This is a genomic window from Sinorhizobium sp. Y406, from assembly GCF_058732025.1.
In genome coordinates this window covers 404,011-416,258 of sequence record NZ_CM178974.1, presented here as the reverse complement: position 1 = coordinate 416,258, position 12,248 = coordinate 404,011, and the positions used below count along the sequence as shown (strand labels likewise).

General features: G+C 63.0%; 9 protein-coding genes and 1 pseudogene. 2 read left to right on the top strand and 8 right to left on the bottom strand.

What is annotated here, in order from left to right:
- Positions 1 to 3: 3 nt before the first annotated feature.
- From AC4P1R_RS01980 to AC4P1R_RS01955, 6 genes and pseudogenes are all read right to left on the bottom strand, one after another.
- Positions 4 to 618: a hypothetical protein gene (locus AC4P1R_RS01980; RefSeq protein ID WP_069460313.1), complete on the bottom strand. Its 615-nt coding sequence runs from the start codon at positions 616 to 618 to the stop codon at positions 4 to 6.
- A 134-nt stretch (positions 619 to 752) separates the two neighbouring features.
- Entirely contained in the window at positions 753 to 3,662 is a 2,910-nt protein-coding gene (ileS, locus tag AC4P1R_RS01975) for an isoleucine--tRNA ligase (RefSeq protein WP_069460312.1), read from the bottom strand.
- Between the two features lie 257 nt (positions 3,663 to 3,919).
- Entirely contained in the window at positions 3,920 to 4,903 is a 984-nt protein-coding gene (locus AC4P1R_RS01970; protein ID WP_069460805.1) for a bifunctional riboflavin kinase/FAD synthetase, read from the bottom strand.
- 14 nt (positions 4,904 to 4,917) lie between these two features.
- Complete coding sequence (locus AC4P1R_RS01965) at positions 4,918 to 5,766, bottom strand: TIGR01459 family HAD-type hydrolase (protein WP_069460310.1); 849 nt, start codon at positions 5,764 to 5,766, stop codon at positions 4,918 to 4,920.
- A gap of 123 nt (positions 5,767 to 5,889) precedes the next feature.
- Positions 5,890 to 6,828, bottom strand: a pseudogene (locus AC4P1R_RS01960) (chromate transporter).
- A complete protein-coding gene (locus AC4P1R_RS01955) occupies positions 6,825 to 7,652 on the bottom strand; it encodes a chromate resistance protein ChrB domain-containing protein (protein ID WP_492177367.1) in 828 nt (275 codons plus the stop codon). Before AC4P1R_RS01955 ends, AC4P1R_RS01960 begins: the two are co-directional and overlap by 4 nt.
- A gap of 264 nt (positions 7,653 to 7,916) precedes the next feature.
- Between AC4P1R_RS01955 and groES the strand changes: the two genes are divergently transcribed.
- Complete coding sequence (gene groES, locus AC4P1R_RS01950; RefSeq protein WP_004675403.1) at positions 7,917 to 8,213, top strand: co-chaperone GroES; 297 nt, start codon at positions 7,917 to 7,919, stop codon at positions 8,211 to 8,213.
- An 80-nt stretch (positions 8,214 to 8,293) separates the two neighbouring features.
- Positions 8,294 to 9,931 carry a chaperonin GroEL gene (groL, locus tag AC4P1R_RS01945; RefSeq protein WP_069460308.1) on the top strand — a complete coding sequence of 546 codons (1,638 nt, stop codon included), beginning with the start codon at positions 8,294 to 8,296 and terminating at the stop codon, positions 9,929 to 9,931.
- 296 nt (positions 9,932 to 10,227) lie between these two features.
- Here the strand turns inward: groL and AC4P1R_RS01940 are convergent, their stop codons facing one another.
- Together AC4P1R_RS01940 and AC4P1R_RS01935 are read right to left on the bottom strand one after the other, a co-directional pair.
- On the bottom strand, positions 10,228 to 11,442 hold the full coding sequence (locus tag AC4P1R_RS01940; RefSeq protein ID WP_492177365.1) for an NAD(P)/FAD-dependent oxidoreductase: 1,215 nt from the start codon (positions 11,440 to 11,442) through the stop codon (positions 10,228 to 10,230).
- A gap of 84 nt (positions 11,443 to 11,526) precedes the next feature.
- Entirely contained in the window at positions 11,527 to 12,234 is a 708-nt protein-coding gene (locus tag AC4P1R_RS01935) for a glutathione binding-like protein (protein WP_225190610.1), read from the bottom strand.
- Positions 12,235 to 12,248: the final 14 nt, after the last annotated feature.

Sequence of the window (12,248 nt, the reverse complement as noted above, 5' to 3'; positions counted from 1 at the left end):
GGCTTAGAACGGCCAGTACCATTTGCTGCCGCTGTTGGCGATCTGCGCTTCCTTCTTGCGCCGACGCTCCTTGTCCTTCTCCGGCTCGCCCAAATCAACCTCCGCCCCTTCAGGCAGGCGACGATATTCGAGCGGCGGATCGCTCAGGAAGCGGCGCTTGTCAGAATAGGCGCCCTGCTCGATCTTGCGCGCTTCGCGATAGGCCTGCTGCTGTTCCTTTGACGAGAGCCGGCGGCCATTGGAACTCGCCTTCGCAAGTGGCGAAACGTAATTGGGATTGTTCTTGTTGGCGTCCGCCTCCTCCCGCAGACGTGCGCGCGTCTCTTCGGGAGACTCGACCCATGCCGGATTGTTCTCGCGGCTCGCAAGCGACGGCTGCGGCTGGATCAGCGCAGTCTCCTGCTCCTTCGGCGGCAGAACCAGTGCCGGGCGGGGCTGATACTTGACCGGGTCCCGCTTCGGCGGAGCGAGGCTGACGGCGCTGCCGAGATCGTCGAGCAAATGTTCGCCGGCCGTCTTGTCGGTGCCGTAGGTCGGCCCGCCGACGCAGCCCGAGACAACAAGGCTGCCCGCCACGACCGCGGCAACGCCAACGAACAATCGCAACTCTCGCGTCATTTGAGATTCCTTCAAGCCAGCCCCACCCGCGCCCCTCGCGGTCATCCAAGCGCCCATGGCGGAAAAATCCGCCAAATTTCGGGCAGGTTGTACCGGATGAACGGCTCAAGCGCAATTCATCCGGTAAACATCGGTTACGCTTTGAAACCGAGTTCCCGCAGCGCGGCGGCATCGCGGGCGGACACGTCCGGGTAGAGCGGATCGGTTCCCACATCGGAGGTAATGCGCCAGGAGCGGGCGCATTTGCGGCCTTCCGCGAGCTTCGGCACGACGCTGACCCTGGCCACCTCCGGCAGAGTGAAGGCGCCCGCCGGCCCTTCGGCTCCATCGACCTCGATCGCCGAGGTGATGCAGATCTCGGCGAAATCCTGGCCCTCGAGCGCCTTGCGAAGATCCGGATCGGCGACATGCACGATCGGAGCCGCTTCGAGTGACGAACCGATGCGCTTGTCCTTGCGCTCGATCTCCAGGGCACCGGTCACGACCTTGCGCACCTCGCGGATCTTCCGCCATTTCTCGGCGAGTGCTGCGTTTTGCCATTCCGCCGGCACGGCGGGGAACTGCTCGAGATGCACCGAGACCGCATTCGGATTGCGAGACAGCCAGGCTTCTTCCATGGTGAAGGGCAGCATCGGCGCAAGCCAGGTCACCAGGCAATCGAAGAGCGTGCGGATAACCTGCAAAGCGGCGCGCCGGCGCAGCGACGACGGCGCATCGCAATAGAGCGCGTCCTTGCGGATATCGAAATAGAATGCTGACAACTCGACATTCGAAAAATCGATGAGCGCCCGGGCGATCCGTTTGAAGTCGAAGGCGTCGTAGCCCTCGCGCACAAGCCGGTCGAGCTCGGTAAGGCGATGCAGCATCAATTGCTCGAGTTCCGGCATGTCGGAAAGGGCGATCACCTCGCCCTTGTCATGCGCGAGCGTACCGAGCATCCAGCGGATCGTGTTGCGCAGCTTGCGGTACGCGTCGATATTGGTCTGGATGATGGTCTTGCCGAGACGCTGGTCTTCCCAATAGTCGGTCGTCATCACCCAAAGGCGCAGGATATCGGCGCCGGCATCCTTCATCACTTCTTGCGGCGTGACGGTGTTGCCCTTCGACTTCGACATCTTCTCGCCCTTTTCATCCATGGTGAAGCCATGGGTGATGACGGCCTTGTAAGGCGCGCGCCCGTGCGTCGCGCAGCTTTCGAGCAGCGAGGAATGGAACCAGCCGCGATGCTGGTCCGAACCCTCCAGATAGACGTCGGCCGGCCATTTCAGGTCTGGTCGGTCTTCGAGCGTGAATGTGTGGGTCGAGCCGGAATCGAACCAAACGTCGAGAATGTCCATGACCTGGTGCCAGCGGGCATGGTCATGATCGTTCCCGAGGAAGCGTTCCTTGGCGTCCTCCGCGAACCAGGCATCCGCCCCCTCCTTCTCGAAGGCTTCGAGGATGCGGGCGTTGACCTCGTCGTCGGCAAGGATCTTGCCGTCGTCGTCGGCGAAGATGGCGATCGGCACGCCCCAGGCACGCTGGCGCGACAGCACCCAGTCCGGACGCTGTTCGATCATCGCGCGAAGGCGGTTCTGGCCCGCGCCCGGCACGAAGCGGGTTGCGTCGATCGCGTTCAGCGCCCGCGAGCGCAGCGTCGTGCCGTCGCCGAAGTCCTTGTCCATATAGACGAACCACTGCGGCGTGTTGCGGAAGATGACCGGCTTCTTCGACCGCCAGGAATGGGGATAGGAATGCTTCAGCCGTCCCCGGGCAAAGAGTGTGTTGCGGGCGATCAGGGCCTTGATGACGCGGTCGTTGGCATCGCCCTTCTTGCCCTTGTCGTCGATCACGCGTCCGGCGCCGCCTTCCGCATCCGGACCAAAGCCAGGCGCGTCGGCGGTGAAATAGCCGGCGTCGTCGACGGTGAAGGGAATTGCCGACGAAATTCCGCGCGCTTCAAGCGCCCGGGCGCTGTCCATCCAGGCCTCGAAGTCCTCGCGGCCGTGGCCGGGTGCCGTGTGCACGAAGCCCGTGCCGGCATCGTCGGTGACGTGCTCACCGTCGAGGAGCGGCACCTTGAAGGCATAGCCGCCACCGAGGCCGTGCAGCGGATGGGCGCAGACCACAGCCGCCAGTTCGCTCGCCTCGATGTCGCGGACGAAACTAAACGTGACCTTCGCCTTTGAGGCCGACTCCTCCGCCAGACGCTTGGCGAAGACCAATCTTTCGCCCGGCTGCGGACCATAGTCGTTCTCGGCGGTCGCGACCTCATAGAGGCCGTAGGCGTAACGGGACGAATAGGCGATGGCGCGGTTGCCGGGGATCGTCCAGGGCGTCGTCGTCCAGATGACGACGAATGCGCCGGCGAGCGCATCCGGACCCTCGGTGATCGGGAACTTCACCCAGATCATGTCGCTTTCGACGTCGGCATATTCGACCTCGGCCTCGGCAAGCGCCGTGCGCTCGACGACCGACCACATGACCGGCTTGGAGCCGCGATAGAGCTGCCCGGCCTTGGCGATCTTCATCAATTCGCCGGCGATGCGGGCCTCCGCATGGAAGTTCATCGTCGTGTAAGGGTTTTCGAAGTCGCCCTCGATGCCGAGGCGCTTGAATTCGTCCGCCTGAACCCCGATCCAGCCGCTGGCGAAGTCACGGCACTCCTTGCGGAATTCGTTGACCGGAACCTCGTCCTTGTTCCGGCCCTTCTCGCGGTATTTCTCCTCGATCTTCCATTCGATAGGAAGGCCGTGGCAGTCCCAGCCGGGCACGTAATTGGCATCGAAACCGCGCATCTGGAACGAGCGGTTGATGACGTCCTTGAGAATCTTGTTCAACGCATGGCCGATATGGATGTTGCCATTGGCGTAGGGCGGGCCATCATGCAGCACGAATTTCTCGCGGCCGGCGGCGGAGGCGCGAAGCTTTCTGTAGAGCTCCATCTTCTGCCACCGCGCGACGATTTCCGGCTCCTTCTGCGGAAGGCCCGCACGCATGGGAAAATCCGTCTGCGGCAGATAAAGCGTGGAGGAATAATCGATTTTTTCAGCGGTTTCTGTCATGGTCTTTGCATTCGTCTTTCCCGCGCGGATTCATCGCGCATGCGGAAGAATTCTGTCTCTTGAAGATGCAGTGGGGGCGCGAAACGCCGAAATCCCGGACCTTCCGGCGCCGCCTAGCGCGCGCGGAAAGCCGGGCCAATAATTCGCTGATCGACAATCAATCGACGGTGCCGGGTCATGGTGGCCGGTTCTTTAAGGCGTTTTCGGCCTTTTGAAAAGGTCCGCCGCTGTCGGGCGGCCGATTTCTTTCGGCGACGTCATGCGAAGTTCAGGCTTCGATCGATCTCGCTCAAGGGCTGGACGCCGGCTACAAGCGCTCGCGCCTCGCTCTCGTCCTCTCTCATCTGCGCCATCAAGGGTTCAAGTCCATCGAATTTCAACTCGTCGCGAAGGCGGCCGAAGAAGGAGACGGCGCAGACCTCGCCGTAGAGTTCGCCGGCAAAATCGAAGACGAAGGTTTCGAGCAGCGCCTCGCCGTCGCTGTCAACCGTGGGCCGACGGCCGAAGCTGGCGACACCGTCGTAAAGCACGCCGTCGGCCCGGCGGAACCGTACCGCATAGATGCCGCTCTTGAGCTCCGCCTCCGGCGGCAGGCGCATATTCGCGGTCGGATAGCCAAGCGCTCGCCCGAGCTTCTTGCCGCCGATCACCTCCGCCTCGACCATATAGCGGTAGCCGAGGAGCCCCGCCGCCTGCGCAACGTCCCCCTCGGCGAGCAGGGAGCGGATGACGCTCGAGGAGATGACGTCGGCATTCTCGTCGCGGAAAGCATCGACCAGGGTTACGCCGAAACCTTCCCGCTCGCCCGCCGCCATCAAGAAGGCCGGGCCGCCTTCGCGCCCCTTCCCGAAATGGAAATCGAACCCGGTGACCACATGGGAGGCATGCAGCCATTCGCGCAGGATGCGGTGAATGAAATCGAAGGCCGAAAGCTCCGAAAAGGTCCGGTCGAAGGGATATTCGATGACCGCGCCGAACCCCATGCCCTCGAGGATGCGCGCCTTGAGCGGCGCGGGAGTCAGACGGAAGACTGGCTGGTCGGGCCGGAAGACCGTGCGCGGATGCGGCTCGAAGGTGAGTACCAGGGCGGGAACGCCTCGGCCCCTTGCCTCGTCCAGCGCACGATTGAGCACCGACTGGTGGCCGCGATGGACGCCGTCGAAATTGCCGATCGCAACCACGCCGCCATGAAGGCGCTCCGGGAGCGGGTCGCGGGTTTCGTTGCGATGAAAAACCGTCATCTCCATGCTTCCCGTCAGCCGAGCCGCGGCATCCACCACTTCGGCGTCGCCCCTTCCCTCTTCAGGAAGGCGGCGAGCTTCGCCTCGTCGGTGCGGCTTTCATGCATGTATTCCTGCGCGTGGATGCCTGCACTGATGTAAAGCAGGTCGAAGCCGGTGTCCTGAGCGCCCTTGACGTCCGTCGGCATGCCGTCGCCAATGGCAATGACGCGCGCAAGATCGAACGCACCGCGGGCGGCCTGTGCCTCCGAAAGAGCTGCCCGATAGATCGCCTTGTAGGGCTTGCCGGCGATACGCGCCTCGCCGCCCAGTTCTTCATACAGCTTGGCGATGGCACCGGCACAGGGGATCAGGCGGTGTCCGCGCTCCACCACCAGGTCGGGATTGGCGCAGATGAACGGCACCTTCCGTTTGGCGAGGCCGGTCAGCGTGGCCCGGTAGGTGTCGGGGGTCTCGGTCTCGTCGTCGTAGAAGCCGGCGCAGACGATCGTTTCCGCCTCTTCGGACGACACGATCTCGGTGCCGAGACCTTCGAGCAGCGGCAGGTCCCGATCGGCGCCGATGAAAAAGATCCGCTTCTCGGCGGCGGCAATCAGCGCTCGCGTCACGTCGCCGGAGGTGACGATGCGGTCATAGGCCTCGTCGGGAACGCCTAGGCCGCGGATCTGCACCTTGACGCCCGGGTGGGGGCGCGGGGAATTGGTGATGAGAACGACGGTCAACCCTTGCGCGCGCGCCTCGGCAAGCGCCTCGCCGGCGGATACGAAGGCCTGGACGCCATTGTGAAGCACGCCCCAGACGTCGCAAAGCACCACGTCGTAGCGGCTGGCGATTTCCCGAAAACTGTTGATCCTGACGGCCATACTGGCTTCCCGCAAACTCGGCTTTCCGGCTGACATCGCAAGGAAGGGGCAAGAATACAAGCCTCGCGCATGGAAAATCACCGCCCTTCCCACGGAATCGGCGGCCGCGCAGCGTCTGCGGTATCACAGAAGAATGAGGAGCCACCCGGCTCCGGCGCAGAGCGCGAGAGTCCAGAAGACGCCGCGCTTCCACCACAAAAGCGATGCAGCCGCCAGGATCGTCAGGAGCAGGGCGGCCGGATCCAACGTCGAGGGATCCGGCAGGGGAAGCGAAATCGGCCCGTATTCCAGCCGCTCGACCCGCCGGAACAGGACGTGCAGGCCGAACCAGACTGCCATGTTGAGGATGACGCCGGCAACCGCCGCCGAGATGGCCGAAAGCGCACCCGAGAGCGCCACATTCGCGCGCAGCCGCTCGACATAGGGCGCTCCCAGGAAGATCCAGAGAAAGCAGGGAACGAAGGTCACCCAGGTTGCAAGCGTCGCTGGCGCCGCGTGGGCGCGTGGCGGGCGGCGACGTAGCCGATCACGCCAGCCGAAATCACCACCAAGGGGAACGGCAGTGCGAAGACGAATAGCGCCAGAAAGGCGAAGAGCGCCAGAAGGCGATCGAAGTCGCTTTTCAATGCCCTGCGCGAGAGCCGAACCAGCGCGTCGATCACGATCGCCAGCACCGCGGCCTTGAGACCGAAGAACAGGCTCGCGAGCCAGCCGGTCTCCTGGAACAGGGCATAGGGCGAGGAAAGGGTGAGAATGATGAAAAATCCGGGGATGACGAAGAGCGTTCCCGCGACCACGCCGCCGCGCGTTCCGTGCAACAGCCAGCCGATATAGGTGGCGAGCTGCTGCGCCTCCGGGCCCGGTAGCAGCATGCAGTAGTTGAGCGCATGCAGGAAGCGGCTTTCCGAGCCAGCGGCGTTCCTCGACCAGTTCGCGATGCATGAGCGCGATCTGCCCGGCCGGTCCGCCGAAACTCAACAGGCCGATCTTCGCCCAGACCTTCGTCGCCCCCGCAAAAGACGGGTGGGCGGGCGCGAGGCCCGCCGATGCTTGCTCGTTCACGTCCGCTTCCCCTTGCCGCCGTGGGATACCCAATCATGCTTCTCCTGGGTCGCATCGCGCGCCCAACGGTAGAGCGCGTCGTAGACGCTCATCCCTGCCTCGAGCTGTTCGAGGTCGTCGGCATACATGCGGGAAAGACCGAGCGAGATGGCGAGCAGGCCGGCCGCTTGGGGAGCGAGAGAGAGCCTGTCGGTGTCGGCGCCGCGCACGATACGCGCGACATGCTTGAGCGCGGGGAAGGAGAGACCGAACTCCTTGACCATCGTATCGAAGGTGCAATCCTCGTCGCGATGGCTCCAGAAGACCCCTTCGATATCGAATGGTGTTGCGCCGAAGCGTTCGCCAACCATCTCGACCTCGGCCGGCGTGACAAACAGGAAGCTGGCTTGGCGGTCGACGAAGCGGCGGATCAGCCAGGGACAGGCGATGCGGTCGATTTTCGGCCTTGATCTCGTCACCCACACGGAACCGCCGGACGGATCGGCATTCGGAAGGCTCGCGACGGGGACGAGAGGCAGGCCTGCTTCCCGCCAGGCCTCGATCCCGCCCTCCAGTATCTCGGCGGTCGCGCCCGAATGGCGAAGCCAGGCGGCCACTCCTTCGCTGAGCTTGCCGCCGTGCTTACAGAGCGCAACGACCCAATGCCCCTTGTAGAGCTGCGCCCATTGCCGGACGTCGGCATGGGTGCGGTGGAAGGAACCGGGCACGAGATGGGGATCGGCCGCAACATCGTCGTCATCGCGCACATCGATGAGAACGGGGCAGTTGGGCGTTCCGACGAGCCGGGCAAGTTTTTCGGATGAAATGGAATTGAACGAGGCCATGATACGACGTCCTTGCTTATGATGGACGCGAATTCCGGCATGACGCCTCGTGGGGTATTCGCTCACCCCATATAGTCATCAAACAAAATAGCGGCAGAGCTGTCAACGCTTTCCGACTGGCCGAAAAATCTCGCAGCCGATCCTTGACTCGCCCGCTGGCCGGTCTTATCTCGGCGACGCTAGCACTCGCTCGACATGAGTGCTAATACCATCCACCGGATCTCTCCAACGATCCGCAATGTCATTTGATCGAGGGATTAGACAATGGCAAGCACCAATTTCCGTCCGCTGCACGACCGCGTCGTCGTCCGCCGCGTCGAGTCTGAAGAGAAGACCAAGGGCGGCATCATCATTCCGGACACCGCAAAGGAAAAGCCGCAAGAAGGCGAAATCGTGGCTGTCGGATCGGGCGCTCGTGATGAAAGCGGCAAGGTTGTCGCACTCGACGTCAAGGCTGGTGACCGCGTGCTGTTCGGCAAGTGGTCCGGCACCGAAGTCAAGATCAACGGCGAAGACCTTCTGATCATGAAGGAAGCCGACATCATGGGCATCATCGGCTGATCGGCCGGCAACCCTCCCAAAACCTTCCGTAATTTGAAACCGGACCTGTTCCGGAATTTCGAAACCAGGAGCTTTCAAAAATGGCAGCTAAAGAAGTCAAGTTCGGCCGTTCTGCGCGCGAAAAGATGCTGCGCGGCGTCGACATCCTCGCCGATGCAGTCAAGGTGACGCTCGGCCCGAAGGGTCGTAACGTCGTCATCGACAAGTCCTTCGGCGCTCCGCGCATCACCAAGGACGGCGTTTCGGTCGCCAAGGAGATCGAACTCGAAGACAAGTTCGAGAACATGGGCGCCCAGATGGTCCGCGAAGTCGCTTCGAAGACCAACGACATCGCCGGTGACGGCACGACGACCGCAACCGTTCTCGCCCAGGCGATCGTTCGCGAAGGCGCAAAGGCTGTTGCTGCCGGCATGAACCCGATGGACCTGAAGCGCGGCATCGACCTCGCCGTCGCCGAAGTGGTCAAGGACCTGCTCGCCAAGGCCAAGAAGATCAACACCTCGGATGAAGTCGCCCAGGTCGGCACGATCTCCGCAAACGGCGAAAAGCAGATCGGCCTCGACATCGCCGAAGCGATGCAGAAGGTCGGCAACGAAGGCGTCATCACGGTTGAAGAAGCCAAGACCGCCGAGACCGAACTCGAAGTCGTCGAAGGCATGCAGTTCGACCGCGGCTACCTGTCGCCCTACTTCGTCACCAACCCGGAAAAGATGGTCGCCGACCTCGAAGACGCCTTCATTCTCCTGCACGAGAAGAAGCTTTCGAACCTCCAGGCCATGCTCCCGGTTCTCGAAGCCGTTGTCCAGACGGGCAAGCCGCTCCTCATCATCGCTGAAGACGTCGAAGGCGAAGCCCTTGCCACGCTCGTCGTCAACAAGCTGCGTGGCGGCCTGAAGATCGCCGCCGTCAAGGCTCCGGGCTTCGGTGATCGCCGTAAGGCCATGCTCGAAGACATCGCCATCTTGACGGGCGGTACGGTCATCTCCGAAGACCTCGGCATCAAGCTCGAAAGCGTTACGCTCGACATGCTCGGCCGTGCGAAGAAGGTCTCGATCTCCAAGGAAAACACGACCATCGTCGACGGCGCCGGCCAGAAGTCCGACATCGAAGGCCGCGTTGCCCAGATCAAGGCCCAGATCGAAGAAACCACCTCCGACTACGACCGTGAAAAGCTGCAGGAACGCCTTGCCAAGCTCGCTGGCGGCGTTGCGGTCATCCGCGTCGGCGGTGCGACGGAAGTCGAAGTGAAGGAAAAGAAGGACCGCATCGACGACGCCCTCAACGCGACGCGCGCTGCCGTTCAGGAAGGCATCGTACCGGGCGGTGGCGTTGCCCTGCTCCGCTCCTCCGTCAAGATCACCGCCAAGGGCGAAAACGACGACCAGGAAGCCGGCGTCAACATTGTTCGCCGCGCTCTGCAGTCTCCGGCCCGCCAGATCGTGGAAAACGCTGGCGACGAAGCTTCCATCGTCGTAGGAAAGATCCTCGAGAAGAACACGGACGACTTCGGCTACAACGCCCAGACCGGCGAATATGGCGACATGATCGCCATGGGCATCATCGACCCGGTCAAGGTCGTTCGCACCGCGCTCCAGGACGCAGCTTCGGTTGCCTCGCTGCTCATCACCACCGAAGCCATGATCGCCGAACTGCCGAAAAAGGACGCTCCGGCAATGCCGGGCGGCATGGGCGGCATGGGCGGCATGGACATGATGTGATAAGGCGACAGCCTTAGCACAGCAGGTCCATAAAGCTTCGCCCATGCACTTAAAGCAGTTCAGCGCGTCAAGCGCGCTGAACGGGCGGCATGGACATGATGTGATAAGGCGACAGCCTTAGCACAGCAGGTCCATACGGATCTGAAGGGCGGCTCTCGGGCCGCCCTTTTTGCTATTCAGCGAGAAATGATCGTCTCGTTGAGGTAGTCGATCGTCGCGGAGGCCCCTCGTCCGGCCTGCCGCCCACCTTCCCCCGCCTGCGGGGAGAGGGCCAGGGTGAGGGGCGATTCCGCCGGTTACATCAACGATTTCAGATCGCTCCGCGGGTCGGCCAAAATCTTGCGGTCCGGTGTCTTCCCCGCTTCCAGCAGCTTCTTTCCGGTGACATAGGCCTTGGCGTCGTTGATCGCATCGACGGCGATCAGCTTGCCTTCGCGGAAATACCAGACCGAAACACTGCCTTCGCGCTGGCCAGGGCGAACCAAAGTTTCGTCGTGCCCGAGGCCGAAGCCGGCGATCTGGAGCTTGACGTCGTACTGGTCCGACCAGAACCAGGGATGCGGATCGTAGGGCGCGGAACCGCCGGCGAGGATGGCGGCCACGGCCTCTGCCTGGTCCACGGCGTTCTGGACCGACTCCAGGCGGATGCGCATGTCCTGCCAGGGCAGGACTGCGCAATCGCCCATGGCATAGATCGCCGGGTCGGACGTCCGCCCGTAGCTATCGACCAGGATGCCATTCGCAGTTTCAAGCCCGGCATCGTGCGCGAGCGCGTCGTTGGCCGTCACGCCGATGCCGACGATCACCATGTCCACAGGGACGACGGAACCGTCGGAAAGCTCGGCGGCCGAGACGCGGCCGTTCTCACCGATGAGACGATGCAGCCCCATGCCTTCGCGAATTTCAACCCCATGCGCGCGGTGGATATCGCGCACGATTGCCGAGGTGGCTGCGGAGGCAACACGCTGGAGGATGCGGTCGGCCATTTCGAGGACGATCACCTCGAGACCGAGGCTGCGGGCGACCGCCGCAGCCTCGAGGCCGATATAACCGCCACCGACGACAAGCGCCCGACGCCCCGGCTGCATTTCCTCGGCAAGCCGGTCGGCATCCTTGTAATCGCGCACGACATGGACGCCGGCGAGATCGCCACCGATCGATACCGGCAAGCGGCGCGGGGTCGCCCCGGTGGCGAAAGCCAGCGTCTCATAGTCGAGCTTTGATCCGTCACTCAGCGTGACCTCTTTTGCAGCGCGGTCGACGCGCGTCACGCTCGTCGACAGACGGATGTCGACCGAATGGTCCGCATACCAGGCCTCCGGCCGGTAAAGCAGCCGGTCGAGGCTCATTTCCCGCAGCAGGTACTTCTTGGAGAGCGGCGGCCGCTGGTAGGGCAGGCTCGCTTCCGCGGCAATGACGGTGATCGGACGCTGGTCGGTAAGCGCGCGCAGCTTGGCAACCAGGGCGAAGGCGGCCTGACCGCCACCGATGACAACAAGCCTTCCCGACACCTTATCCACCTGTCACGATTCTCTTTCCTAACCGGTACGCTCCCGGCCGCCGGCTCGTCAACTGCGGCCGGGTAGGTGCAGCGGCTATTCCTTTCTCGGAATTTCCAAGCCCCTCTGAGCGGCCGGGCGGGCGAGACCGCGCTCCACCCAGGCCAGGACATTCGGAAAGCTCTCATAGTCGAGCACCTCGGCGCCACCGTAGAACTTGCGCGCGCCTTCCACCCAAGGATAGGTGGCGATGTCGGCGATCGTGTATTCGTCGCCCATCAGCCACTGCCGGCCCTCAAGACGCGCATCGAGAACGCCGAGAAGACGCTTCGCCTCGTCGCGATAACGCTCGACCGGATAGGGATTGTTGGCGACCTTGTCCGCCGCGAACTTGAAGAAATGACCGAACTGGCCCAGCATCGGCCCGACGCCGCCCATCTGGAACATCACCCAGCACAGCGTCTCATAACGGCCGGCCGCATCCGCAGGGATGAGCTTTCCGGTCTTTTCCGCCAGATAAACCAGGATCGCGCCGGATTCGAAGAGCCCGATCGGCTTGCCGTCCGGTCCGTTGGGGTCGATGATCGCAGGAATGCGGCCGTTCGGGTTGAGAGAGACGAATTCGGGCGACTTCTGCTCGTTTGCGTCGAAGGCGATACGGTGCGCCTCATAGGGCAGGCCCAGTTCTTCGAACGCGATCGAGATTTTCACGCCATTCGGGGTCGGCAGCGAGTAGAGCTGGATAATGTCAGGATTCTTCGCCGGCCAGCGGCGCGTAATCGGGAAGGAGGAAAGATCAGCCATAAGGTTGCCTCGAG

Excerpts from the sequence above, each read along its gene's own strand:
- AC4P1R_RS01980 (WP_069460313.1), bottom strand. The coding sequence starts at position 618 with ATGACGCGAGAGTTGCGATTGTTCGTTGGCGTTGCCGCGGTCGTGGCG.
- ileS (WP_069460312.1), bottom strand. The coding sequence starts at position 3,662 with ATGACAGAAACCGCTGAAAAAATCGATTATTCCTCCACGCTTTATCTG.
- AC4P1R_RS01970 (WP_069460805.1), bottom strand. The coding sequence starts at position 4,903 with ATGACGGTTTTTCATCGCAACGAAACCCGCGACCCGCTCCCGGAGCGC.
- AC4P1R_RS01965 (WP_069460310.1), bottom strand. The coding sequence starts at position 5,766 with ATGGCCGTCAGGATCAACAGTTTTCGGGAAATCGCCAGCCGCTACGAC.
- AC4P1R_RS01955 (WP_492177367.1), bottom strand. The coding sequence starts at position 7,652 with ATGGCCTCGTTCAATTCCATTTCATCCGAAAAACTTGCCCGGCTCGTC.
- groES (WP_004675403.1), top strand. The coding sequence starts at position 7,917 with ATGGCAAGCACCAATTTCCGTCCGCTGCACGACCGCGTCGTCGTCCGC.
- groL (WP_069460308.1), top strand. The coding sequence starts at position 8,294 with ATGGCAGCTAAAGAAGTCAAGTTCGGCCGTTCTGCGCGCGAAAAGATG.
- AC4P1R_RS01935 (WP_225190610.1), bottom strand. The coding sequence starts at position 12,234 with ATGGCTGATCTTTCCTCCTTCCCGATTACGCGCCGCTGGCCGGCGAAG.